At 61.1% G+C, this 26,055-nt stretch carries 17 protein-coding genes, 1 tRNA gene and 1 other annotated feature; of the genes, 7 read left to right on the top strand and 11 right to left on the bottom strand.

The annotated features are described in order from the left end of the window. Positions 1 to 61: 61 nt before the first annotated feature. The 6 genes from KI236_RS09050 to KI236_RS09075 form a co-directional block, all read right to left on the bottom strand. Positions 62 to 137 (bottom strand) — tRNA-Ala (locus tag KI236_RS09050). A gap of 76 nt (positions 138 to 213) precedes the next feature. Continuing rightward, positions 214 to 2,982: an isoleucine--tRNA ligase gene (gene ileS / locus KI236_RS09055; RefSeq protein WP_212821304.1), complete on the bottom strand. Its 2,769-nt coding sequence runs from the start codon at positions 2,980 to 2,982 to the stop codon at positions 214 to 216. Positions 2,983 to 3,418: 436 nt separating this feature from the next. After that, positions 3,419 to 3,668, bottom strand: a binding site (T-box leader). A 51-nt stretch (positions 3,669 to 3,719) separates the two neighbouring features. Further along, positions 3,720 to 4,178, bottom strand: a complete 459-nt coding sequence (locus KI236_RS09060) for a hypothetical protein (RefSeq protein WP_212821305.1) — start codon at positions 4,176 to 4,178, stop codon at positions 3,720 to 3,722. 21 nt (positions 4,179 to 4,199) lie between these two features. Then, complete coding sequence (locus KI236_RS09065; RefSeq protein ID WP_212821306.1) at positions 4,200 to 5,450, bottom strand: competence/damage-inducible protein A; 1,251 nt, start codon at positions 5,448 to 5,450, stop codon at positions 4,200 to 4,202. Between the two features lie 12 nt (positions 5,451 to 5,462). Then, positions 5,463 to 6,635: a tRNA uracil 4-sulfurtransferase ThiI gene (gene thiI / locus KI236_RS09070; protein ID WP_212821307.1), complete on the bottom strand. Its 1,173-nt coding sequence runs from the start codon at positions 6,633 to 6,635 to the stop codon at positions 5,463 to 5,465. Positions 6,636 to 6,807: 172 nt separating this feature from the next. Next, complete coding sequence (locus KI236_RS09075) at positions 6,808 to 8,325, bottom strand: YifB family Mg chelatase-like AAA ATPase (RefSeq protein ID WP_212821308.1); 1,518 nt, start codon at positions 8,323 to 8,325, stop codon at positions 6,808 to 6,810. A gap of 317 nt (positions 8,326 to 8,642) precedes the next feature. Between KI236_RS09075 and nifJ the strand changes: the two genes are divergently transcribed. Further along, entirely contained in the window at positions 8,643 to 12,269 is a 3,627-nt protein-coding gene (nifJ, locus tag KI236_RS09080) for a pyruvate:ferredoxin (flavodoxin) oxidoreductase (protein WP_212821309.1), read from the top strand. A gap of 201 nt (positions 12,270 to 12,470) precedes the next feature. Here nifJ and KI236_RS09085 read toward each other — a convergent pair whose 3' ends face one another. Next, complete coding sequence (locus KI236_RS09085) at positions 12,471 to 13,349, bottom strand: LysR family transcriptional regulator (protein WP_212821311.1); 879 nt, start codon at positions 13,347 to 13,349, stop codon at positions 12,471 to 12,473. A 145-nt stretch (positions 13,350 to 13,494) separates the two neighbouring features. On the opposite strand from KI236_RS09085, the gene KI236_RS09090 reads away from it, so the two are divergent. The 3 genes from KI236_RS09090 to KI236_RS09105 all read left to right on the top strand — a co-directional run bounded on the left by KI236_RS09090 (position 13,495) and on the right by KI236_RS09105 (position 16,069). Further along, on the top strand, positions 13,495 to 13,713 hold the full coding sequence (locus tag KI236_RS09090) for a hypothetical protein (protein WP_212821312.1): 219 nt from the start codon (positions 13,495 to 13,497) through the stop codon (positions 13,711 to 13,713). Positions 13,714 to 14,321: 608 nt separating this feature from the next. Next, positions 14,322 to 14,558 (top strand): hypothetical protein, encoded by a 237-nt coding sequence (locus KI236_RS09100; protein ID WP_212821313.1) that lies wholly within the window; start codon positions 14,322 to 14,324, stop codon positions 14,556 to 14,558. A 152-nt stretch (positions 14,559 to 14,710) separates the two neighbouring features. Further along, the gene (locus KI236_RS09105; RefSeq protein WP_212821314.1) at positions 14,711 to 16,069 is read left to right on the top strand and encodes a uracil-xanthine permease family protein; all 1,359 of its coding nucleotides are present in this window, start codon (positions 14,711 to 14,713) and stop codon (positions 16,067 to 16,069) included. 359 nt (positions 16,070 to 16,428) lie between these two features. Here KI236_RS09105 and uvrC read toward each other — a convergent pair whose 3' ends face one another. The 3 genes from uvrC to KI236_RS09120 form a co-directional block, all read right to left on the bottom strand. Beyond that, positions 16,429 to 18,261, bottom strand: coding sequence for an excinuclease ABC subunit UvrC (uvrC, locus tag KI236_RS09110; RefSeq protein WP_212821315.1), 1,833 nt, complete (start codon positions 18,259 to 18,261; stop codon positions 16,429 to 16,431). Positions 18,262 to 18,370: 109 nt separating this feature from the next. Beyond that, entirely contained in the window at positions 18,371 to 20,425 is a 2,055-nt protein-coding gene (recG, locus tag KI236_RS09115) for an ATP-dependent DNA helicase RecG (protein WP_212821316.1), read from the bottom strand. 9 nt (positions 20,426 to 20,434) lie between these two features. After that, entirely contained in the window at positions 20,435 to 20,761 is a 327-nt protein-coding gene (locus KI236_RS09120; RefSeq protein WP_212821317.1) for a winged helix-turn-helix transcriptional regulator, read from the bottom strand. Between the two features lie 107 nt (positions 20,762 to 20,868). Between KI236_RS09120 and KI236_RS09125 the strand changes: the two genes are divergently transcribed. Both KI236_RS09125 and truA read left to right on the top strand, forming a co-directional pair. After that, positions 20,869 to 21,486, top strand: a complete 618-nt coding sequence (locus KI236_RS09125) for a LysE/ArgO family amino acid transporter (RefSeq protein WP_212821319.1) — start codon at positions 20,869 to 20,871, stop codon at positions 21,484 to 21,486. 65 nt (positions 21,487 to 21,551) lie between these two features. Continuing rightward, the gene (truA, locus tag KI236_RS09130; protein WP_212821321.1) at positions 21,552 to 22,289 is read left to right on the top strand and encodes a tRNA pseudouridine(38-40) synthase TruA; all 738 of its coding nucleotides are present in this window, start codon (positions 21,552 to 21,554) and stop codon (positions 22,287 to 22,289) included. A gap of 357 nt (positions 22,290 to 22,646) precedes the next feature. Here truA and KI236_RS09135 read toward each other — a convergent pair whose 3' ends face one another. Then, entirely contained in the window at positions 22,647 to 23,933 is a 1,287-nt protein-coding gene (locus KI236_RS09135) for a LysM peptidoglycan-binding domain-containing protein (protein WP_212821323.1), read from the bottom strand. A gap of 127 nt (positions 23,934 to 24,060) precedes the next feature. Here KI236_RS09135 and feoB point away from each other — a divergent pair, with 127 nt between their 5' ends. Next, on the top strand, positions 24,061 to 26,049 hold the full coding sequence (gene feoB / locus KI236_RS09140; protein WP_212821325.1) for a ferrous iron transport protein B: 1,989 nt from the start codon (positions 24,061 to 24,063) through the stop codon (positions 26,047 to 26,049). Positions 26,050 to 26,055 lie beyond the last annotated feature (6 nt).

Below are 26,055 nucleotides of genomic sequence, written 5' to 3' on the forward strand. Positions count from 1 at the left end.
AGAGCGAACATTTCACGGCGAAACCACCGCTGAAGAAATAGGTGTTCGTCCGAACCTTGTTTGGTGGACCTGAAGGGATTCGAACCCTCGACCTCTCGGATGCGAACCGAACGCTCTCCCAGCTGAGCTACAAGCCCGGATATGGAAAAATGGGGTGGAACAAACTCGTTCCACCCCATCATTATACACACTTTTGCGGGAAATGCAAGTGTTTTATTCCACTTTCGGCAGCTTTGCCATCACGGCGGCGCAGCGGGGGCACAGGGCCTCGTGCTCGCCCACGGCCTTTACGCTGTGCAGCACCTTCCAGCAGCGTCCGCACTTGGCGCCCTGGGCGGCCTCCACAGCCACCTTCACCTGGTCGCCTACGGTCAGTCTCACCTGGGACACGATGAACAGGTCTGCCACCTCGTCCGCATCCATCTCCACCAGGAAAGCGTCCTCCTCCGGTACGGTCAGATCCACGGCGGCCTCCAGGCTCTTGCCGATGACCTTGTCCGCCCGGGCCTGCTCCAGCGCGCCGTTCACGGCACTGCGCAGGGCGGCAATGCGGCCCCATTTGGCCATTTCCTCCTCGGACAGGGCGTACTCCGTGTAGGGCTGCACCATCTCGTTAAAGAGGACATTGCGCCCGTCGTCCTCGGCCCGGTGGGGCATGGCCAGCCACACCTCGTCGCAGGTGAAGGCCAGGATAGGCGCGAACATCCGGGTCAGGGCGTCCAGAATGAGGTACAGAGCAGTCTGTGCGCTGCGGCGCTCCGGGCCATCCGCCTCGTCGCAGTACAGCCGGTCCTTGAGGATGTCAAAGTAGAAGCTGCTCAGGTCCACCACGCAGAAGTCGTTGATGGCGTGGGATACAGAGTGGAACTCGTAATTGTCGTACCAGCCAAAGACCTTGCCGATAAGGTTGTTAAGCCTTGTCACGGCCCACTTATCCAGGGGCAGCATGTCCTCGGGCTTTACCAGGTCGTTGGGATCGAAATTCACCAGGTTATCCAGGCAGAACTTGCAGGTGTTGCGGAACTTCAGGTAATTCTGGGAGAGCTGCTTGAAAATCTCGTCCGAGCAGCGCACATCCACATGGTAGTCCGAGGAGCCCGCCCACAGGCGCAGCAGGTCCGCGCCGTACTTGTCGAAAATCTCCGCCGGATCCATGCCATTGCCCAGGGACTTGTGCATGGCCTTGCCCTCGCCGTCCACGGTCCAGCCGTGAGTCACGCACTCCTTGAAGGGTGCGCCCCGGCCCAGAGCGCCTACGGCCACCAGCAGGGAGGACTGGAACCAGCCGCGATACTGGTCCAAACCCTCGATGTACATGGTGGAGGGCCAGAAGCCCTGGTCCCGCTCCATAGCGGCGAAGTGGGTGGAGCCGGAGTCGAACCAGCCGTCCAGGGTGTCCGTCTCTTTTTCAAAGCCGGCCTGCTTGCCGCAGTGGGGGCAGGTGAAGCCGCTGGGCAGGATGTCCTCTGCCTCCATGTCAAACCAGGCGTTGGAGCCTTTCTTTTCAAACAGGGACGCCACAGCCTCGATGCTCTCCTCGGTGCAGATGGGCTTGCCGCAGTCCTTGCAGTAGAACACGGGGATGGGCAGGCCCCACCGACGCTGGCGGCTGATGCACCAGTCGGTGCGCTCCAGGATCATAGAGCGCATACGGTCCTTGCCCCAGCCGGGCACCCACCGCACATCCTCGCAGGCGGCAATGGCCTCGTCCTTAAAGGAATCCACCGAGCAGAACCACTGGGGCGTGGCCCGGAAGATGATGGGATTCTTGCAGCGCCAGCAGTGGGGATAGCTGTGTACGATATCCTCGCTGGCAAAGAGGGAGCCGGCCTTCTTCATGTCCTCCAGGATGACGGGATTCGACTCGTCGGTCCCCATTCCGGCATACTTGCCTGCGTAGTCGGTGTGGTGGCCCTGGTCATCCACGGGTACCACCATCTCCATGCCGTAGCGCTTGCAGGTCTCATAGTCGTCGGCGCCGAAGCCGGGGGCGGTATGGACGCAGCCGGTACCGCTGTCCATGGTTACATAGTCCGCCAGAACCAGGCGGCTGGTCTTGGGCAGGAAGGGATGGCTGGCCAGCATATTTTCATAGAAGGAGCCGGGATGGGTCTCCACGATCTCATAGCTGTCAAAGCCGCCGATCTTCATGACCTTCTCCACCAGGGCCTCGGCCATGATGTACATTTCCCCGTTGGGGGCCTTCACCACGGCGTAGCTCTCAGCGGGATGCAGGGCGATGGCCAGGTTTCCGGGCAGGGTCCAGATGGTGGTGGTCCAGATGACGAAGGAGAGCTTGCTCTTGTCCAGATGGCCCAGCTTGCCCAGGTCGTCATTCATGGGGAACTTCACATACACCGTGGTGCAGGGGTCATCCTGATACTCGATTTCAGCCTCTGCCAGAGCCGTTTCGTCGTGGGGGCACCAGTACACGGGCTTGAGACCCTTGTAGATGTGGCCGTTGCGATACATCTTGCCGAACACCCGGACCTCCTGGGCCTCAAAGCTCGGGTCCATGGTCTTGTAGGGATGCTCCCAGTCACCCACCACGCCCATGCGCTTGAAGCCCTCCCGCTGCACATCAATGTAGTGGTCGGCAAACTCATGGCAGGCGGTGCGGAAATCCGCCACGCTCATAGCCTTGTGGTTGAGCTTGTTCTGCTTGATGATGGCGCTTTCGATGGGCATGCCGTGGTTGTCCCAGCCGGGGATATAGGGGGTGTAGTAGCCCCGCATGGCGTACATACGGGTAATGAAGTCCTTCAGGGACTTATTCAGGGCGTGACCCATGTGCAGGGCGCCGTTGGAGAAGGGAGGGCCGTCGTGCAGGTTAAAGAGGGGCTTGCCCTCATTCTTTTTCAGCAGTTCATTGTAAAGGTCCAGTTCCTCCCAGTGCTTGAGCATTTCCGGCTCCCGCTTGGGCAGCCCCGCCCGCATGGGAAAGCCGCTTTTGCTCATGTTCAGTGTGCTTTTGTACTCCATGATGTACCTCCATATATGTGTATTGAAAAAACAAAATTAAAAACGAATTAATGAATGTCATTGCGAGGCCAGTTCGCAAACTGGCCGTGGCAATCCGTAACCCTCGTCCCCTCGGCCCCCTTGCCTAAAGGGGGCTGGCACGGCGAAGCCGTGACTGGGGGATTCTTTTCTCCCTCGCACCCCGGCAGGGCACACGGGCCCTGCCCTACAAGGCGTTGCGTTATCGGGCCCGGGCGGACAGGGTCGTCCGCCCCTACAAAATCGTATCGGTAAACGGCGCGTAGGGGCCGATGCCTACATCGGCCCGCCTCACTGCACTTCTTGTAACCTGTCATTGCGAGGCCGGTGCGCACACCGGCTGTGGCAATCCGTCCCACCGTCCTTGTCGGGAGCTGTTTTTTCGCCAGTAAAAAAATCGCCTTTGTCTCCTCTAAGAGACAAAGGCGAAAAATAAACCTCTGCGGTACCACTCTTGTTGCCGCCCCAAGGCGGCCACTCCGTCCCACCATCCGTGGGCGAGGGTTGATAACGGCCCTCCGCCGTCCGTGCTTACTTAGGGCTTTCTCCTGTTCAGCCGGAAGCTCCGGGGTGATATTCGCCGCAGACCCGGTCTCCGCCTCACACCAAACCGGCGGATCTCTTGGCACCGATAGCCTGGGGTTACTGATCCCCATCCTTGCATTTGCGCTGTATTGCTTGTCATTTTACCACAAAAGTCGCTTTTGTCAACAGGAAAATTACACAATTCCGAAATAGGTCAAAAGCCCCAGCAGTCCCATGCCGCCGTAGATCACCGCCATAATGGCCAGCAGCACCGTAATCACAGAGTATAGCTTCCCGTCCTTTTTGCTATTGCGGAACCGCCTTGTGTAAAACAGCGCCGCGCAGGCCAGACCCAGCAGGAGCGAGGTCAGATAGTTCATAAACAGGCTTTCCTTATACACCGTCATGCGCAGGATCAGCGCCGCCAGCAGCACGCCGAACAGCACGCCCAGGGTGATCTTCAGCCACAGGGGCAGCTTGACCTTTTCGGTTGCCTGGCTTTTCAGGGCAGCCTTTTCCTTTTGGTAGTCTCCGCCGCCGTAGTTGGAGTTGTTTTTCTTGTGATGTACGTTTTTGTTGGGATTTCCCTTGGCCTTGCGTATGGCCTCCTGTTGGCTGCGGTAAGGGTCGTAGGGGGTGCTGTTCTTTGCCATGGTTCCGTTTTCTCCTTTTATTTATGGATTTATCTTCTGCAAATATTTGTTCAGCAGGGCAAAGGCATAGTCCGCCGCCTGCTGGCGTATGCTTTTCCGGTCGCCCTTGAGAAAAAGCTGCGTCACCTGCGTGCCGCCCGCTTTCGCAAGGCCGATGTAAACGGTGCCCACGGGGTTGCCCCGGTCGTCGCCGTCAGGCCCCGCCAGCCCCGTCACCGACAGGGCGAGGTTGCTGCCCGTGATGCGCCGCGCGCCCTCCGCCATGGCTTTCGCCACCGGCTCGGACACGGCGCCGTACTGCTGTAAAAGCGCCTCCGGCACGCCCAAGACTCCGTGCTTCACGCCGTTGGTGTAGCTCACCACGCCGCCCAAAAAGGCCGCTGAAGCGCCGGGCACGTCCGTCAGCCGCTTGGCGATAAGCCCGCCGGTACAGCTCTCGGCGGCGGAAACCGTCAGTCCCCGCCTTGTCAGCGCCTGCACGGCGTGCTGCTCGGGACTGCCCATGTCCACGCCGTACACGTGCGCTCCCAGCCTCTGCCGCACCGCCTGCATGAGCGGCGCCAGCAGGCGTTCGCAGTCCGCCTCCGTAGCCGCCTTTGCGGTGAGCCGCAGCTGCACCTCCGCTCCCTTGGCATAGGGCGCCAGCGAGGGATTCACAGCGCCATTCATCAGGTCGCCCAGCTCCTCCTGCACCTTCGGCTCCGTCAGCCCGAACACGTGCAGCGTGTGGGACAAAATCATGCTCTCCTGCCGCGCCTGCAGATAGGGGAGCAGGGCGTGGTCGGTGAGATAGCGGCACTCGTGGGGCACTCCCGGCAGCATGGCCACCGTCACGCCGTCCGCCGTGAAAACGCAGCCCGGGGCGGTGCCCACCGGATTGTGCAGCACCGTGCAGCCCTTGGGCAGATACGCCTGCCGACGGTTGCAGTCCGGCATTTCCCGCCGGAAAACGTTTTTGAAATAGCCGGAAATTTCCTCCATGACATCCTCGTGAAATTCCGTCGCCACGCCGAAGGCGGCGCAGACGGTGTCCTTCGTCAGGTCGTCATAGGTCGGCCCCAGCCCGCCGATGAAAATGAGCAGGTCGCAGCGTTGGCGGGCAATGTCCGTCACCTGCCGCAGCCGCTCCGGATTGTCGCCCACCACCGTGTGGTACAGCACGTCCACCCCCACGGCGGCCAGCTTTTGCGACACATACTGGGCGTCGGTGTTGGCTACGTTGCCCAGCAGCAGCTCCGAGCCTACGGCAATGATCTCGGCATGATGAAACATAGTGATCTCTCCTTACAGCTTGACCTTCACCACTTCCCGCTGCTCCATGGCGCGGGAAACCAGCCCCTCGATGTCCAGCACGCTTTCAATTTCCCGTACCTCCTCCACATGGGGCTTGGTCTTGGGGTGCCGGGGGGTAAAGACGGTGCAGCAGTCCTCATAGGGGAGGATGGAGGTGTCGAAGGTGCCGATGTGCCGGGCGATGCGTACGATCTCCTCCTTATCCATGCCGATGAGGGGGCGCAGCACGGGCAGATCCGTTACATCCTCGCTGACCCGCAGGGCCTCCATGGTCTGGCTGGCCACCTGCCCCAGGTTTTCCCCGGTTATGAGGGCTCGGCAGTCAAATTCCTTGGCCAGCTTATCTGCAATGCGCATCATGAACCGCCGGGTGATGAGGGTGAAATACTCCTCCGGGCATTGCTTGCGAATTTGCTCCTGAATTTCCGTCAGGGGTACGATGTGTACGCTCATGCGGCCGCACCAGGGCGTAAGCTCCTGGGCCAGCCGCAGGACCTTTTGCCGGGCCAGGTCGGAGGTATAGGGGGGCGCGGCGAAGTGAAGCATCTCCAGCACCACGCCCCGCTTTGCCATCATGTAAGAGGATACCGGGGAGTCGATGCCCCCGGAGAGAAGGCTCAGGGCGCTGCCGCCCATGCCCAGGGGCAGGCCCCCGGCGGCGGGCTCGGCAGGGGCGTGGACATAGGCCGCGTCCTCACGAATTTCCACATACACCGTCAGCTCCGGGGTGTGGACATCCACCTTCAGATGGGGAAAGGCGTCGTGGAGCATACCCCCCACCCACTGACTGATCTGAATGGAGCTCATGGGGAAGGATTTGTCCGCCCGCTTACTCTCCACCTTAAAGCTGACCGCCTTACGGAGACTGTCGCCCAGGTACGCCTTGGCGGTTTCCAAAATGGCCTCCTTGCTCTTCTCGCAGGGCACGGCCCGGGCGATGGCGATGAGGCCAAAGACCTGTTTGCAGGCGGCATAGGCCCCGGCGAGGTCGCAGCCGTCCCCCACCGGCTCCACATAGATGGTGCTCTGGCGGGAGTAGATTTTGAACTTGCCAAATTTTTGGGTCCGGCGGCGGATGTTCGACATGAGCTTGGTTTCAAAGCTGTGGCGGTTCAGGCCCTTGAGGACCACCTCGCCCAGCTTGCAGAGGATGATTTCATGCATGGGGTTTCTCCTTATATAAATATAGTTGAAAAGTGAAAAGCGTATCCTGTCATTCCGAGACCGGTGCGCACACGGGTCGTGGGAATCTCTGTGCAAATCTAAAGGGGAACGGATTGCCCCGGACGCTTTGCGTCCGCGCAAGGACATCTTTATAAGTGGTGCGGGGAATTCCCTATTTTAATAGGTTGCTGCTGCGGTACTGGATAGCCTCGGCGATGTGGGCGGGGGCAATGGCCTCGGCGCCGTCCAGGTCGGCAATGGTCCGGGCTACCCGCAGAATGCGGTCGTGGCTGCGGCCGGTGAGACCCAGCCGGTCGAAGGCGCTGCGCATGATCGCCTCGCATTTTTCGTCCAAGGCGCAGTATTTTCCGATCATGGCCGGGACCATGTAGGCGTTGCAGGAGATGCCGGTACCCTCATAGCGCCGCTGCTGAATTTTCCGGGCGGCGTTTACCCGCCTTTGCACCTCCCGGGAGCTTTCGGGTCTATCCTTGCGGCGCATAGCCTCGTAGTCCACCGATGGCACCTCAATGTGCAGGTCGATGCGGTCCAGCAGGGGCCCGGATATGCGGCGCATATAGCTCTCCACCTGCCGGGGCGAGCAGGTACATCGGCGCTCCGGATGGCCGTACCAGCCGCAGCGGCAGGGGTTCATGGCGCACACCAGCATGAATCGGCTGGGGAGGGTTAGGGAGCCGGAGGCCCGGGTGATAGTCACCACTCCGTCCTCCAGGGGCTGGCGCAGGGTCTCCATGGCGGACTTATCGAACTCCGGCAGCTCGTCCAAAAACAGCACACCGTTGTGGGCCAGGGAAATTTCCCCGGGCTTCGGCACTGCGCCGCCGCCGGTAAGGGACACCGCCGAGGCCGTGTGGTGGGGGCTGCGGAAGGGGCGGCTGGTCACCAAAGGATGCCGGGCCTCCGTGAGCCCGGCCACCGAGTAGATCTCCGTGGTCTGAAGGGATTCCTCCCTGGTCATGTCGGGGAGGATGGAGGGCAGACGCCTTGCCAGCATGGACTTGCCCGACCCGGGAGAGCCGATGAGTAAGATGTTGTGTCCTCCAGCGGCGGCGATCTCCAGGGCCCGCTTCACCGTCTCCTGCCCCATGACATCGGCAAAATCCGGCTGCTGCTGCCGCTCCCGGGGCTGAGGCTGCCAGATGGGGGCGGGGGAGAGAGGAGCCTGTCCCCGGAGATGGGCCACAAGCTGCTCCACGGTCTCTACCGGGTACACGGTCAGACCCTGGGCCAGGGTGGCCTCGGCGGCGTTTTCCGCCGGGAGGTAGAGTTGGCGTATACCCAGCCGGGGAGCCGCCATGGCCATGGGCAGCACACCGCTTACGGGCCGCAGCCGTCCGGTGAGACTCAGCTCCCCTATGAAGGCCGCGTCGGCCGGAAGGGGCGGCAGCTCCTCCGAGGCAGCCAGGATGCCCAGAAAGATGGGCAGGTCGTAGACCGTCCCCTCCTTGCGCTGGGAGGCAGGGGCCAAGTTCACGGTAATGCGGCTGACGGGGTACTTGGCTCCGCAGTTCTTCACTGCCGCCCGAACCCGCTCCCGGGCCTCCTTCACCGCCGTGTCCGGCAGCCCCACAATATCAAAGGCGGGCAGGCCGCCGGAGAGGAAGCACTCCACGCTCACCTCATATCCGCTGAGGCCGCCCAGGCCCAGAGAGCGCACGGTAACGACCATGTGGCCCACTCCTTTCAAAGACTCGATGATAATTCCCACGGAAGTATGCGTTTGGCCTTGACCCGGTGCAGGTGTCCTCGGCCCGCCTACCAAATCATCCCCATATTACCACAAAATCACGCCGCGGGAAACAAAAATATAAAAAAAGTTCCCACCCGTTGTAAGAATTTTTGTGCATGACAATGAAAAAGCATCATAACGACGAAAGATACAAAAATATCGTTTACAAACAAAGGAAATTGTGCTACTATCAACAATGCGAAAGATTCCTGCAAGAGCATCACATTTTAGATAAACAAATGGAAGGAGCAAATAACATGGTTAGAAAAATGAAATCCATGGATGGCAACAACGCCGCGGCGCATGTATCCTATGCGTTCTCGGAAGTAGCGGCCATCTACCCCATCACCCCGTCGTCTCCCATGGCCGACTTTGTGGACCAGTGGTCCGCTAACGGTCTGAAAAACATCTTTGGCACCCAGGTCAAAGTGGTGGAGATGCAGTCCGAGGCCGGCGCAGCCGGTGCCGTTCACGGCTCTCTCGGCTCCGGCGCTCTGACCACTACCTATACCGCTTCCCAGGGCCTGCTGCTGATGATCCCCAATATGTACAAGATCGCAGCCGAGCAGCTGCCCGCCGTGTTCCATGTGTCCGCCCGTACCGTGTCCACCCAGGCGCTGAACATCTTCGGCGACCACAGCGATGTAATGGCCTGCCGCCAGACCGGCTTTGCTATGCTGTGCGAGGGCAATGTGCAGGAGGTCATGGACCTGTCCCCCGTGGCCCATCTGGCCGCCCTTTCCGGCAAGGTGCCGTTCATCAACTTCTTCGACGGCTTCCGCACCAGCCACGAGATCCAGAAGATCGCCGTTTGGGACTATGAGGACCTGAAGGATATGTGCGATATGGACGCTGTGGCCGAGTTCCGCCGTCACGCCCTGAACCCCGAGCATCCTCATATGCGCGGCAGCCACGAAAACGGCGACATCTTCTTCCAGCACCGCGAGGCCTGCAACAAGTATTATGCAGAGCTGCCCGCCGTGGTGGAGAAGTACATGGACATGGTCAATGCCAAGCTGGGCACCGACTATAAGCTGTTTAACTACTATGGCCATCCCGAGGCCGACCGCGTCATCGTGGCCATGGGCTCTATCTGCGATGTGGCCGAGGAGGTCATCGACTACCTGAACGCCCACGGCGAGAAGGTGGGTCTGGTGAAGGTGCGTCTGTACCGTCCCTTCGCTCCCGAGAAACTGCTGGAGGCCTTCCCCGCTTCCGTGAAGAAGATCGCCGTGCTGGACCGCACCAAGGAGCCCGGCGCCATGGGCGAGCCTCTGTATCAGGATGTTGTCACCGCTCTTGCCAACGCCGGCTGGAACGATGTGAAGGTCATCGGCGGCCGTTACGGCCTGGGCAGCAAGGATACGCCTCCTGCCTCCGTGTTCGCCGTTTATAACGAGCTGAAGAAGGACGAGATGAAGCGTCAGTTCACCATCGGCATCGTGGACGATGTGACCAATCTCTCCCTGCCCGAGGAGGAGAACTGCCCCAACACCGCAGCTCCCGGCACCATCGAGTGCAAGTTCTGGGGCCTGGGCGGCGACGGTACCGTGGGCGCCAACAAGAACTCCATCAAGATCATCGGCGACCATACCGACAAGTATGTACAGGCCTACTTCCAGTACGACTCCAAGAAGACCGGCGGCGTCACCATCAGCCATCTGCGCTTCGGTGATAAGCCCATCCGTTCTCCTTATTATATCAACAAGGCCGACTTCGTGGCCTGCCACAACCCCAGCTATATCACCAAGGGCTTTAAGATGGTCAACGATGTGAAGCCCGGCGGCGTGTTCATGATCAACTGCCAGTGGGATATGGATGAGCTGAACCATCACCTGAAGGCCGATGCCAAGCGTTACATCGCCAAGAATAACATCCAGCTCTACACCATCGACGCCATTGATCTGGCCATTGAGATCGGCATGGGCAAGCGCAACAACACCATTCTCCAGTCCGCCTTCTTCACCCTGGCCAAGGTCATGCCCCAGGAGGATGCCATCCGCTACATGAAGGAGAAGGCCAAGGCCTCTTATCTGAAGAAGGGCCAGGACGTGGTGGATATGAACTACAAGGCCATCGACCTGGGCGCCACCGCCTTTAAGAAGATCGATGTTCCCGCCGACTGGGCCAATGCCGTGGACGAGCCCGAGCACAAGGCCCTGGAGGGCAAGCCCGAGCTGGTGAAGATGGTGAAGGAGATCCTGGAGCCCGTGGGCAAGATGGACGGCGACAGCCTGCCCGTTTCCGCCTTTGTGGACCATGTGGACGGCCAGTTCGAGCTGGGCGCCTCCGCTTATGAAAAGCGCGGCGTAGCCGTCTCCGTCCCCACCTGGGACAGCACCAAGTGCATCCAGTGCAACCAGTGTGCCTATGTCTGCCCCCACGCCACCATCCGTCCCTTCGCTCTCACTGCCGAGGAGGCTAAGAACGCTCCCGAGGCCGCTAAGATCGTGGATGTGAAGGCCGGCAAGGGCAAGGGTGTGTATCAGTACACCATGGCCGTGTCTCCTCTGGACTGCATGGGCTGCGGCGTGTGTATCGGCGTGTGCCCGGTGAGCGCCCTGTCTATGGTTCCTCAGGAGGGTGAGCTCAAACAGCAGGATGTGTTTGATTACTGCGTCAGCAAGGTCTCCGAGAAGAAGGATATGCAGGATAATTCCGTCAAGGGCAGCCAGTTCAAGCAGCCCATGCTGGAGTTCTCCGGCTCCTGCGCCGGCTGCGCCGAGACCAGCTATGCCCGTCTGGTGACCCAGTTGTTCGGCGACCATATGTATATCTCCAACGCCACCGGCTGCTCCTCCATCTGGGGCGGTCCCGCGGCTACCTCTCCCTACTGCACCAATAAGGAGGGCCACGGTCCCGCATGGTGCAACTCCCTCTTCGAGGATAACGCCGAGCACGGTCTGGGTATGTTCGTGGGCCAGAATAAGATCCGCGAGGATCTGGCCGCCGAGACCCGCCGCCTGGTGAACATCGAGTGGGCCCGCCCCGAGCTGAAGGCTGCCGCCCAGGCTTGGCTGGACACCATGAACGATGGCACCGCCAATGCAGAGCCCACCAAGGCTTTCGTCAAGGCCCTGGAGGAGAGCATCACCACCGTAGAGGAGCTGGCCGCCAATCCTAAGTTCGCTGCACACGCTGCCGAGCTGAAGGCTAAGGGCGCTCTGTTCTGCGACTGCGAGGCCTGCACCATCGCCGCTGACCTGCTGAGCAAGAAGGAGTACCTGGCCAAGAAGTCCATGTGGATCTTCGGCGGCGACGGCTGGGCCTACGACATCGGCTACGGCGGACTGGATCATGTCATCGCCTCCAAGCAGGATGTGAACATCTTCGTCTTCGATACCGAGGTCTATTCCAACACCGGCGGTCAGGCTTCCAAGGCCTCCAACATTGGCCAGGTCTGCCAGTTTGCCGCAGCCGGTAAGGAAGTGAAGAAGAAGAGCCTTGCCGAGATCGCCATGCAGTACGGCTATGTGTATGTGGCCCAGGTAGCTATGGGTGCCAACCCCGCCCAGACCATCAAGGCCATCAGCGAGGCCGAGGCCTATCACGGCCCGTCCCTGATCATCGGCTACAGCCCCTGCGAGATGCACTCCATCAAGGGCGGCATGATGAACTGCCAGAAGGAAATGAAGAAGGCTGTGGATTGCGGCTACTGGAACCTGTTCCGCTTCAATCCCGCTGCTCCGGCAGGCCAGCGCTTCTCCATGGATTCCAAGGCGCCCGCCGGCGGCTATCAGGAGTTCCTGATGAACGAGGCTCGCTACTCCCGCCTGACCCGCGAGTTCCCGGATCGTGCCGGTGTGCTCTTCCAGCGCAACGAGGACGAGGCCAAGGCTCGTTACGATCACCTGCTCAAGCTCATTGAGATGTATGACAAGTAAGCCTTAGGCTTGCAAATAGTACGCAAAAAAGGGACACGCTCCGGCGTGTCCCTTTTTGCGTGCCTAAAAAGCCTCGCAGAGATTGCCGCCCGCAGGCGGCAATCCTTTTGCCGAAAAGACTTTTTGCCCCGCTGGCTTTTTGCCCCGCTGGCTTTTTGCCCCGCTGGCTTTCGCCCCGCTGGCCCTTGCTCCGTGGCCGTCTTATTTTTCTTTTTTAGTCAGCATCCGCACGGCATATTTCAGGAACATCTTCACCGCCGGGGACACATCGACTTTAGAGTGCAGGGCCACGCCCATGGTGATCTGCGCAGGGGGGTCCAGAGGCAGCTTTACCACATTGCAGATGTACTTTTCCGTAATGAGCCGATTCATCACGCAGATGCCCAGGCCCTGCTCCACCATAGACATGGCCGAAAAGCTCTCCAAAGTGGTAAAGTGGATCCGGGGCTTAATGCCGTTGCGCCGAAACAGGGCCTCCACATCATCGTCGCAGCCCAGAGCGGGCATGATGAAGGGGTCCTCCTGGCAGTTTATCAGCGGGTAGGCCGCCTCCCCGGCCAGGGGGTGGTCCGGCGGCAGCAGGGCCAGCATGGGGTCCTCGGCCAGGGGGATCCACTCGTAGGGCATCCCCTCCTGGTAGCTGAAAAACCCGATGTCTGCCGTGCGCTCGTCCAGCCACCCGGAAACCTCCTGCCAGATGCCCTCCATGAGCCGTATGTTCACATGGGGGAAATCCTGCTGAAAGACCCGGATCACCTCCGGCAGCCAGTGGGTGGCGATGCTGGAATAGGCGGCGATGGTGACGCTGCCTACGAGCAGGCCGTTTATCTCCGTGGAAAGCTCGAATATCCGGTCCTCCTGGCGCAGAAATTCCCGAATGGTGGGCAGCAGAAGCTCACCGTTTTCCGTGAGAGCCACGCCCTTGGTGTTGCGCCGGAATAGGGCAAAGCCCAGCTCGCTTTCCAGGGCCGTGACCAGTTGGTTTACCCCCGACGGTGTGTAGCGCAGCACCTCCGCCGCCCTGGAAAAGCTGCCTGTTTCCGCTGCCGCCAGCACCGCCCGACATCTTGCCGTTTCCATTACGATCGCCTCCTTTTTAGCTGTAAGTAGTTCTAATATACGGTGTAATAAACCGTAGCTTTACTTTTCTTGTTATTTATTCTACTATATGACCATAGAAACCGCAAGACCTAAATTTGGCAAAATCTTTAAGGAGGAACCTACCATGAAAAACATTCAAATCTATCTGCTTGCCGCTGTTGTTGCGCTGATGATGATGGTGGCGTCCGCCTTCCTGCTGACCGCCGCCGACGCGGAAATTCGCCAAGCCAGCGGCTATGTCACCCTGATCTTCGGCGCTATCAGCACCTGGTTCACCGCCAAGGCAATGCTGGCCGAGGAAAAGCGTGAGGAGCAGCACCAAGCTCACGCCCATGCCAACTGATTGCTGACACAGAGAACTGCTTTGTTGCAAGACTCTTTCTTCCTCTCTCCAAAAAGAAAAGAACGCACATTCGTGCGTTCTTTTCTTTTTTACCCCCCAGCATTTGCGAAAACGCCCCTGCGGCCTGGGCCTTCTCCGCGCAAAAACCGTGTCATTGCGAGGCCAGTTCGCAAACTGGCCGTGGGGAGCGAACTGAGCGCTGCCAGTGGCAGAAGAAGCGAGGTGAGCGAGTGGCCGCGGTCAAAATTTCCAGCGTCCGCCGTAAGGCAGCGCAGAAATTTTGGGCACCGCAACAGGGACATCCGCATCCCCCGTCCCCTCGGCCCCCTTGCCTAAAGGGGGCTGGCACGGCAAAGCCGTGACTGGGGGATTCTTTCCCCGCACCCCGTCCCCCCAAAAAATAAAAAAGGAGAAACCATTATGACCTTCTCAGACATCTTCAAATCCAGCTTCCTGGAAAATGTGACCAGCGTTTCCGTTCTGGACATGGTCCTGACCCTGGGCCTGACCGTGGCCTTTCTCTACCGCAAAAAGGGCTGATTCCCCCTATTGACAGCCAATTTCTCCCTTTGCTATAATGGACGCACCAAGACAAAGGAGGACGCCCCATGAAACGCATCGATACCTGTACCCACACCGACCTTTTGGTGGGCCTGCTCCTTGCGGGCATCGTGTCGGTGCTGCTGGCCTACCGGATTTTTGCCTACCTGTGTGAGGTGCCGGCCTTCCGTTGGTGGATGATCCTTCTGGGCCTCCTCTGCGCCGTCCTGGCCATCGGCGGCTTTCTGGTAGCCCGCCGGGCCTGGAAGCGCCTGCAATACCTGCGGGACAATCCCGAAAACTGAGAAGAAAAATCGACAAGGAAGCGCCCTCCGGCATAGACCCGGGGGCGTTTCTTTATGGCAAAACCTTGTTTTACCCGTTAAAAATGTGTTATACTTCTTTTATAATATAAACTATCCACAACCCTGCAAAATCCTGCAAAGGAGTTTACACCATGCGAAAGTTTACCGCCGATCCCCAGGCACTGTTCCGATATCGGGGCCTGCCGCCTGTGGGCCTCACCGTCTCCATGGCCCTGCAGCATTTGGTTGCCATGATCGTAGGCTGCGTCACCCCGGCCATTATCATCGCCCACGCCGCCGCCCTCACCCACAGGGAGCAGGTGCTGCTGATCCAGGCGTCTCTGGTGCTGTCTGCCGTTACAACGCTCCTACAGCTTTTCCCTATCGGGGGCCGCTTCGGCTCGGGGCTGCCGGTGATATTCGGTGTCAGCTTTGCGTACCTGCCCAGTATGCAGGCCATTGCCACCGGAAGGGGCGGCATGGCGGCGGTGGCCGGGGCCATGCTGGTGGGCGGCGTCATCGCCACCCTGGTGGGCCTTTTCATAAAGCCTATCCGCAGGCTTTTCCCGCCTGTCATCACCGGCACCGTGGTCTTTACCATCGGCCTGTCCCTCTATCCCACCGCCATTAACTATATGGCCGGCGGCGCCGGCAACACCTATCAGTCCGTGGTGGAGGAGCGGGGTCTCACCGAGGCCCTGGTTTACGGCTCCTGGCAAAACTGGGCCATCGCCGCCTTCACCCTGGCGGTGGTGATGCTGCTGACCAATCATGGCCGGGGCATCTGCAAGCTGGCCTCCATTCTTCTGGGCATCCTGGCCGGGTACGCCGTGGCGTTTGCGGCCGGGATGGTGAATCTCTCCGGTGTCGCCGGGGCCGGCTGGTTCTCCCTGCCCCGTCCCGTGCCCTTCGGTGTGACCTTCGAGCTCTCCGGCTGTGTGGCCCTGGGATTGCTGTTTGCCATCAATTCCATTCAGGCCATCGGTGACTTCACCGCCACCACCGTGGGCGGCATGGACCGGGAGCCCACCACCCGGGAGCTTCAGGGGGGCATCGTGGCCTATGGTGTATCCAATGTTATAACGGCCCTGCTGGGCGGCCTGCCCACGGCGACCTATTCCCAGAATGTGGGCATCGTGGCCACCAATAAGGTGGTCAACCGCTGGGTTTTTGCCCTCACAGGTGCCTTCCTCCTTCTGGCGGGCGTGGTGCCGAAATTCTCCGCCGCGCTCACCACCATTCCCCAGTGCGTTTTGGGGGGCGCCACCGTGGCGGTGTTCTCCACCATTGCCATGACCGGCATGAAGCTCATCGCCGCCGAGGGCATCACCGCCCGCAATACCACCATCGTGGGCCTGTCTGCGGCCCTGGGCGTGGGCATCTCCCAGGCCTCCGCCGCCCTGGCCCAGTTCCCCGAGGCCGTCACCACCATCTTCGGCAAGTCCCCGGTGGTCATCGCCACCCTCATGGCCGTGTTCCTGAATTTGGTCCTGCCCAAGGAGGAGAAATAACGCCCCACCGCACCCCTTGCAAAAAACCTGTCATTGCGAAACCAGTGACCGATGTCACTGGTTGTGGCAATCCGTACCCCCTAACCTACCAAAAAAATGACCGCCCCCGGCGGTCATTTCAGTGTGTCAAAAAGCCTCGCAGAGTTTGCCGCCCGCAGGCGGCAAAGAAATGAAATCATTTTCTCTCGCGACATGTGCGTGAGAGAAAATACCTCTCGGGCTGCCAGTGTGGAATTTGTCCGTCATAGACGGGCAAATTATGCGCGCAGCAGACCGCAAGCCTTTTGTCGGAAAAACCCGGAGGGTTTTTCGACAGCCCCAAATGACCGCCCCCCGGCGGTCATTTTTCGCGCAAAAATTCACTTATCCTCTGCCCCGTGAAACCGCTCATACACCGCCAGGGCCACGGCCTTGGGCAGCGCCGCCTCCAGCTCCGGCAGCTCCGCCTGCATCACGGCCTTCACCGTGCCGAATTGCTGCAGCAGTTTCTTTCGCCGCACCTCCCCCAGCCCGGGTATGCCCTCCAGCCGGGAGCGTATGGCGCTGCGGCTGTGCTTTTTCCGGTGGTAGGTGATGGCAAAGCGGTGGACCTCCTCCTGCACCTGTCCCACCAGGGCGAAAAGCGGCGGGCTCTGCTGTATGCCCAGCTCCTGCCCCCGGGCCGTCATCAGCGCCCGGGTCCGGTGCCTGTCGTCCTTCACCATGCCCAAAACCGGCACGGAAAGCGCCTTTTCCGCCAAGGCCCGCTCCGCCACGGCGGCGTGCTGCTGGCCGCCGTCCATTAAAATAAGGTCCGGCAGCGGGCTGAATTTCTCATCCCCGTCCAAATATCGCTGGAGCCGCCGCCCCAAAATTTCCTCCATGGCCCCGTAGTCGTCCGGGTGATCCAGGGTTTTCACCTGAAATTTCCGATAGTCCCGCTTCAGGGGCCTGCCGTCCTGAAAAACCACCATAGAGGCCACCATGTCGGCGCTTCCGGTGTTGGAAATGTCGTAGGCCTCTATGCGGTGGGGCCCGGCGGAAAGCCCCGCCAGAGCGCCCAGCTGCTCCAGGGTCTTGCTCACCCGCTCCGCCTCGGAGGTAATGCGCTCCGTCTCCTCCCGGGCGTTGCTTTGGGCCATGCGCAGCAGCTCCGCCCGCTGGCCCCGCTGGGGCACCCGCAGCCGCACCCGGTGACCGCAGTCCCGGCTCAGCAGCTCCTCCAGGGCCTCCGCGTCCTCCGGCAGGGCCGCCACGCAGATCTCCTTCGGTGCCGCGCCCCGGCCCGCGTAATATTGCCGCAGCACGGCGGAGAGGGTCTCCCCCTCGTCCTCCTCGGCTCCGGCGGAGAGGACCTTTACCTCCCGGCCCAGGAGGTTTCCCTCCTCCAGGTGCAGCACGCCGAAGCCCCAGCGCACCTGGCCCCGGTACAGACCCCATACATCCGTGTCGGCGCACACCCCGGCAATGACCCCCTGGGTCTTGCCCAGCACGCTCACCGCCCGAATGCGGTCCCGCAGGGCGGCGGCCCGTTCAAAGTCCAGCTCCTCCGCCGCCTGGGCCATCTCCTGCTCCATCTCCCGGGTCAGGGCCCGGTAGTGGCCGCTGAAAATACGCGCCGCCTGCTCCGTGCGCCGCTGATACTCCGCCTGTCCCGGCCCCTCCGGGCGGCAGAAGCCGTCGCATTTTCCGATGTGCAGATTCAGGCAGGGCCGCTCTTTTCCGATGTCCCGGGGGAATTTCCGGCTGCAGGTGGGGAGCTTCAGCGCCCCGCACACCGCCTCAATGGCGAGCCTGGTCTCCCGCCGCCCGCCAAAGGGCCCGAAGTACCGGGCCCCGTCCTCCTCCGCCCGGCTCACCAGACTAAACCGGGGGTACGCCGCCCCCTTGTCCAGGCGCACAAAGGGGTAGCCCTTGTCGTCCTTTAGGAGGATGTTAAACCGGGGCATATGGCGCTTGATCAGCGAGTTTTCCAGCACCAGGGCCTCAAACTCCGACCGCACCAAAATGGTGTCGAACCGGTCCACCTGGGACACCATCATTTTCGTTTTGCTGTTGTGGGAGGCGGTGTCCTGAAAATATTGGCTCACCCGGTTTTTCAGCTTCTTGGCCTTGCCCACATAAATCACCTGCCCGCCGCTGTCCATCATCAGATAGACCCCCGGCGCCAGCGGCAGGTCATTGGCCTTCTCCCGCAATTCGTCCTTGGTCACGGAGCCCCCTCCTTTCGTGCATTTTTCAGTATACTCCCAAAGCCTCGCAGAGTTCGCGTCCGCAGACTGCAATCTCTTTGGCAGAAAAAACGAAGTTTTTTCGTCAGATTCAGTTTAATCCCTCCGCCTTCACCGCGAACAGCGTCTCGATCCTTGCCCGCAGCGCCCCGCTCTCAGGCTTTTCCAGCCCAGGGTCCTGGGCCATCCAGCCCTTTGCCGCCTGCTGGGCCTCGTCCAATAGCGCCATGTCGCAGCTGAGGTCGGCAATTTTCAGCGTCGGCAGCCCGTGCTGCCTTTGGCCGAAGAAGTCGCCGGGCCCACGGAGGGCCAGGTCCTCCCGGGAAATTTCAAAGCCGTCGTTGGTCTTGGTCATCACCTTCAGCCGCCGCTTCGTCTCCTCCGACGGGTGCTCCGAGAGCAAAATGCAGTAGCTTTTCGCCTGTCCCCGGCCCACCCGGCCCCGGAGCTGGTGCAGCTGCGAAAGACCGAAGCGCTCGGCGTTTTCCACCACCATGCAGGTGGCGTTGGGTACATCCACGCCCACCTCCACCACCGTGGTGGCCACCAAAATGTCCCCGTTTCCGGCGGCAAAGTCCTCCATGACCTTTTCCTTTTCCTTGGCCTTCATCTTCCCGTGGAGCAGACACACCCGCAAATCCGGGAATACCTCCTCCCGCAGCTTTTTGGCGTAGGCTGCGGCGGCCTTGCGCTCGTCGGGGATGTGGTCCTCCTGGCCCACCAGCGGGCATACGATGAATACCTGATGCCCCGCCTCCACCTGCTTGCGGATGAATTGGTTCACCCGCTGCCGGTAGCTCTCGCCCACGGCGAAGGTGTCCACCTTTTGCCGCCCCGGGGGCAGCTCGTTCATCACCGACACATCCAAATCGCCGTAGATGATCAGCGCCAGCGTCCTTGGAATGGGCGTGGCGGACAGCACCAGCATGTGGGGATTTTCCGCCTTCTGCCCCAGGGCCGCCCGCTGGTTCACCCCGAAGCGGTGCTGCTCGTCGGTAATCACCAGTCCCAGCCGGGCGTAAGACACATCCTCCGTCAGCAGGGCGTGGGTGCCGATGCACAGATCAATGCTCCCCAGGGTCAGATTTTCCAAAATATCCCGCCGCTCCCTGGCCTTGGTGGACCCGGTAAGCAGGGCGCACCGGAGTCCGAATTTTTCAAATAGCGGCGCGAGATTCTCGTAGTGCTGCCGGGCCAGAATTTCCGTAGGGGCCATCAGGGCCGACTGCCATCCGCTTTGGGCGGCGAACCACACGCACCCCGCCGCCACCATGGTCTTGCCGCTGCCCACATCTCCCTGGCACAGCCGATTCATGGGCCGCCCGGATTCCATGTCCGTCACCGCCTCCGTAATGGCTCTGCGCTGGGCCTTCGTAAGGGGGAAGGGGAGGGCCCGGTAAAATTCCTCCATGTCTGCCGCCTTGCAGGCAGGCCCCGCCACATCCGTGCGCCGGGAGCGGAGCATCTGCAGCCCGCAGGAGAGGATAAACAGCTCCTCAAACACCATTCGCCGCCGGGCCAGAGTCAGAGCCTCCGCGTCCGCCGGAAAGTGGATGTTCTCATAGGCGTATCCGCTGTGGCACAGCTGATGTTCTTGCCGCACCGCGTCCGGCAGGCAGTCTGCCAGCAGATGGCGGCACTCGGTCAGCCCCTGGCCCACGGCCTTGTACAGAAGATTTTGGCTCACCCCGGCGGTGAGGGGATAAATGGGCACAATATGCCCTGTAAGCACCTGCTGCCCCTCCTGCTCCACAATGGGGTTGATCATCCGCCGAGCCAGCAGATTCCCCTCCACCTTGCCGCAGAAAATATAGGTCTCGCCCCGGTGCAGGCTGTTTTTTCGGTACTCCTGGTTAAAAAAGGTCAGGTCCAGGGCGCCGCTGTCATCCACGGCCCGGGCCTTCACCACCGTGCGTCCGCCGGAAATGCGGCTGGCCACGGGGTCATTTGCGATCATAGCCCGGACGCACACCGTCTCCCCAAGCTCCAGCTCCCGGATGGCCCGGGTCATGGTCCGGTCCTCGTACCGCCGGGGGAAATAGCCGATCAGGTCTTGGAGCGTCCCAATGCCCAGCTTAGACAGGGCCTTGGCCCGGGCCTCGCCGATGCCCTTTATATAGCGCACATCCGTCTGCAAATCCGCCATTTTGCCACCTCACTTCATGTCCTCTTCCGCCCAGTCCGACAGGGCCTCCAGGATGGGCAGCAGCGTCCGGCACCGCTCCGTGGGGCGGTATTCCACCCGCACCGGCACCTCCAAAAACTCCTGCCGCTGGATAAGTCCGTCCCGCTCCAGCTCCTTCAGAGCCGACGACAGCACCGTGTTGCTCACCCCGTCCAGCTTTCCCCGCAGGGCGTTGTAGCGGATGGAGCCGGCATTGCACACCGCGCAGAGGATCTGCACCTTCCACTTGCCGCCAATGAGCAGCATAGCGTGCTGCAGGGGGCATTTTTCCATGCAGGGACAGTCATAGTGACCCATAAGTAAGCTCCTCCTTACCTACACAGGATAATCTGCTCTCTTGCATTTTTCCCGAAATGCTCTATACTGATTATACCAAGTAAGAAAAGAGGAGTAAATAGGAAATTATGCACATCTATCTCCAGGGCCTCACCATGGGCCTTGCGTATGTGGCCCCCATCGGCCTGCAAAATCTGTTTGTTATCAACTCCGCCCTGACCCAAAAGCGCAGCCGGGTGTATATCACGGCCCTCATCGTTATTTTGTGGGATGTGTCCCTGGGCGTTGCGTGCTTTTTGGGCGCGGGAGCGCTGATGCAGGCGGTGCCGTGGCTGCAAAAGGTCATCCTGGGCCTGGGCAGCCTCATCGTCATCTATATCGGTGTCGGCCTCCTCCGAGCCAAGGCCAGCTTAGAGGGCGGCAAGGATGTGAATATCCCCATTTGGAAGCTGTTCACCACCGCCTTCGTGGTCACCTGGATGAATCCCCAGGCCCTGATCGACGGCACCATGATGCTGGGCGCCTTCCGGGCCACCCTCCCGGTCGGGGGCGATCTGCCCTTCATCTTCGGCTTCGGCAGCGCCTCGATCCTGTGGTTTTTGACCCTTTCCACGGTGGTGTCCCTGCTGGGCAGCAAGTTCAATGAGAAAGTTCTCAATATCATCAATAAGGTCTGCGGCGCGGTGATTATCTTCTACGGCTGCAAGCTCCTGTGGAGCTTTGTAAAGCTCATGGGCTGGCTGTAATAAAATAAGACTGTTCAAGCCCCTCCGTTTCTGCTATGATTATAGTAGAAACGGAGGGGCATTTTATGGAGAAAAATTATAAATTAACACTGGCCTACGACGGCACCCGCTTTTTCGGCTGGGAGCACCAGCCGGATAAAGAAACCATACAGGGAAAATTGGAAACCGTCCTGGAGCGTCTCCAGGGTCACCCGGTGGACCTCATCGGCGCCGGGCGCACCGATGCCGGGGTCCACGCCCGGGCTATGGTGGCCAGCGTCCGCCTGGATGTGCGCCGGTCCCCGGAGGAGATTCGGGATTATATGAATCGCTATCTCCCGGACTCCATCGCCGTCCGGGAGGTGAAGGAGGCGTCCGACCGCTTTCACGCCCGCTATAACGCCCTGGGCAAGACCTATCGCTACACCTGCTTCACCGGCCCCGTAAAGCCCGTGTTCGACCGCAAATATGTCACCCTGCTGGACTTCTCCCCGGATATAGAAAAAATGCGCCAGGCGGCGGAAATTCTCCGGGGTGAGCACGATTTCCGGGCCTTCTGCGGCAACCCCCGGATGAAAAAATCCACCGTCCGCCTGGTGGACACCATTCAAATCGAGGAGCGCAAGGACCGCATCCTTTTCACTTTCCACGGCACCGGCTTTTTGCAGAATATGGTCCGCATCCTGGTGGGTACCCTGTTGGAGGTGGGCCGTGGCCGCTGGGAGCCGGCCTATGTCCGGGAAATATTGGATAGTAAAGACCGCAAGCTCGCCGGCCCCACCGCCCCCCCGGAGGGCCTGTGCCTGATGAAGGTGGATTATTAAGGCAACACCGCACCTTATCAGGTCGCAAAATTTACTCACAAATCGCTCTTGTCCAATTATGCGGAATTGCCTTAAAAAAGAACATGATAAAAAACAGGTGAGTAAATCGGCTCACCTGTTTTTGTATCCCTGTACCGCACCCCATGTAAAACCCCCTGTCATTGCGAGGGCGCTTTGCGCCCGTGGCAATCCGTCCCCCGTCCCCTCGGCCCCCTTGCCTAAAGGGGGCTGGCACGGCGCAGCCGTGACTGGGGGATTCCTTCCCCGCACCTCTTGTTATGTGCCCGTAGGGGACGATGCCCACATCGTCCCGCTCCCCCGCACTCCTTGTTGCGCCTCCGTAGGGGACTGAATTCCTCACCGCACCTCCTCGATCTCAAATCCCCCGTGCAGCACCAAATAGGTCTGCACCGCCGGGCGCATCAGGTTCCATAGGCCCACACCCTGCAAGCCCTTCTCCGCCGCCAAACGGAACTTTGCATAGCTGCTCCGGGCATCCTCAAACCACACCTCATGCGCCCGCCCGTCTGCCGCCGTGTAGCGAAACCACGGTGCCTGGGCCGTCTCGTCGAATTGGATCTCCGCCCCCTGCCGCCGTGCCAGGTCCAGGGCCTCCTGGGGCGCGACGGATACACCCCGGGTCGCTCCCTGCCTATACGGCAGCGGCCAGTCATACCCGTACACCGGCACCCCTAAAAACAGCTTCTTTGCCTCGATTTCTCCCAGCGCATAGTCCACCACCTGCCGCACCTTGTCCAGGGGGGCCACGGCCATAGGCGGCCCGGCGCTGTAGCCCCATTCATAGGTCATCAGCAGCGCCCCGTTGGCAGCCCGGCCCAGGGCCGCGTAGTCGTGGCTCTCGTACAAAAGCCCCTTTTGCCCCCGGGAGACTTTCGGGGCCAGGGCCACCTGCACCGTGTAGCCCAGCTTGTTCAGCTCCTGCCGCAGCCGCTCTATAAAGGCTGTGTAGGCCCCTGCCAGCCCCGGCTGCAGGTATTCAAAGTCCACATCTACGCCGCCGTAGCCCTTTTCCTTCAAAATCTCCTTAATTTGCTCCAGCAGCGCCTCCTGCCGGTGGCTGCTCTTCAGCAGCACCTCTGCCCGGCTGGACGAAAACCACCCCTCCTCCGTCAGGGACGACAGATGCATCCACGGCAGCACGCCGTACTGCCCCGCCGCCGCCAGAATCCCCTCATCCCGCAGGGGTACCGGCTCCCCCTCCGGCCCGATGCCGTAGGTAAAGGGGGTCACATAGGTCAGGTACGGCAGCTCCTGGCGCAGCAGGTCGCCGTTTATGAAGGGGTAGGCGTACCCGTTCACCCCCAGGGGCCCGGCCTTGCCCTCCGCCCGGTAGGAGATCACCAGCTCCTCCCCCGGCTGCAGTCGCCCCTGTCCCTGTAAGAAGATGTTGTTCTGATAGAGTGCCCGTACCGTGATGCCATACCGCCTTGCGATGGACCAAACCGTGTCCCCCGGCCGGACGGTGTGGGTCTTTTCTGCCTCCTGCACCACCAGGGTCTGCCCCGGCACCAGGGCCCCGTCCGGCGGCACCTGGTTCTGCCTTTGCAGCAGCCCGGGGGACACGCCGTACTGTCGGGCAATGGATAAAACCGTCTCTCCCTTTTTCACCACATGAATTTTCAATGTTCATCCTCCTCCCGGCTGCTTTGCAGCACGCAGCAGTATATGCACCCCCCCGCTTAAATAGACACTTCATCCACCTCCCCGGCATACAATGGGTGGAAAATCAATGGGGCAAGGGGGAGCGCACATGAAAGAAATCACAGCCGCCCTGGCGGGAAACCCCAATGTGGGCAAATCCACGGTGTTCAACGCCCTCACGGGTCTGCACCAGCACACCGGCAACTGGCCCGGAAAGACCGTTGCCTCGGCGGAGGGGGGCTTTCGGGTCGGAGACACCGCCGTGCGCCTGGTGGACCTGCCCGGCACCTATTCCCTCAGCGCCGACTCCCCGGAGGAGGAGATAGCCCGGGACTATCTCCTCTCCGGGGCGGCGGATGTGACCGTGGCCGTGGCCGATGCCACCTGCCTGGCCCGGAACCTGAGCCTGGTGCTGCAAATTCGGCAGATCACGCCCCGCTTGGTCCTGTGCGTGAATCTTCTGGACGAAGCGGAAAAGGAGGGGGTAGAGACAGACCTCTCCGCCCTGTCTCAACGGCTCAACTGCCCGGTCATCGGCACCGCCGCCCGCAGCGGCCGGGGTCTTTCCGCCCTGGCCGCCGCCCTTGTGGAAGAGGCCGCCCGGCCGGAGACTCCGGACTCCTGGCGTATCGTCTACCCCGAGCCTGTTGAAGCCGCCCTCTCCAAACTCCCCTGTCCCCGGCACCGGGGCCTTTTGCTGCTGTGCGAGGAGGTGTCGCCCCGGCCCGAGGAGGAGTCCGCTCTGGCCCGGGCCCGGGAGACCTTAGGCTCTCTCACGGGCCGCCCTCTCCGGGATGCCGTCACCGCCGCCCGGGTCCGCCGGGCCGAAGCCGTGGCCGCCGCCTGCCAGCGCTGGCGCAAGCCGCCCCACCGGCTGGACCGCCGCCTGGATAGGCTCTTTACGGGCCGCCTGGTGGGCATCCCCGCCATGCTTCTTTTGCTGGGAGCCGTGTTCTATCTCACTATTTGGGGAGCCGCCGCCCCCTCTGCCTTTTTGCAGAAGACGCTCTTTTCCCTTTTGGAGCCCTTGGGCCGGGGCCTCTCCGCCCTGGGCGCGCCGGAGTGGCTCCGGGGCCTTCTGTGCGACGGGGTCTACCGCACCACCGCCTGGGTGGTGGCGGTGATGCTGCCGCCCATGGCTATCTTTTTCCCTCTGTTTACCCTTTTGGAGGATGCCGGGTATCTGCCAAGGGTTGCCTTTAATTTAGACGGTCTTTTCTGCCGCTGCGGAGGCCACGGACGCCAGAGCCTAACCATGTGCATGGGCTTCGGCTGCAACGCCTGCGGCGTCACCGGCTGCCGCATCATCGACTCTCCCCGGGAGCGGCTCACGGCCCAGCTCACCAATTCCCTCGTGCCCTGCAATGGCCGCTTTCCCACCCTGGTGACCTTGCTGACCCTGTTTTTCCTGGGAAATACCGCCGGGCCCCTTCGTCGGCTTTTGGGAGCGGGCCTGTTTCTGGCCATCATTGTTTTTTCTGTGCTCGTGACCCTCCTTTCCTCCAAGCTCCTCTCCCGCACCCTCCTGCGGGGTGAGATCTCCTCCTTCTCTCTGGAGCTGCCCCCCTACCGCCTGCCTCAGGTGGGGCGGGTCCTGGTCCGCTCCCTGCTGGATCGGACCCTTTTCGTCCTGGGCCGGGCGGTGACGGTGGCCGTGCCTGCCGGGGCGCTGATTTGGGTGCTGGCCCATCTCACCGTATCGGGCCGGCCTCTGCTCACCGTCCTGGCCGATTTCCTTCAGCCCCTGGGGGGTCTCATGGGCCTGGACGGTATGGTGCTGCTGGCCTTCCTCCTGGCCTTTCCCGCCAACGAGATCATGCTCCCTATTTTGGCCATGGGCTACCTCTCCACCTCCGTCATGGCGGAGGTGGATACCCTCCGGCTGGGGGCTGTCCTCCTTTCCCACGGCTGGTCGTGGCAGACGGCGGTGTGCGCGGCGGTGCTGTGTCTTTTCCACCTGCCCTGCGGCACCACCTGCCTGACCCTGCTGCGAGAAACCGGCAGCAAAAAGTGGACCCTGGTGGGGATGCTCCTATCCCTTTTTTGGGGACTTTTCACCTGCTGCCTGCTCCACGGGCTTTTCTGCATCGTTCCGTAGCCGTTA

Source organism: Vescimonas fastidiosa, from assembly GCF_018326305.1.
Classification (GTDB): Bacteria; Bacillota; Clostridia; order Oscillospirales; family Oscillospiraceae; genus Vescimonas; species Vescimonas fastidiosa.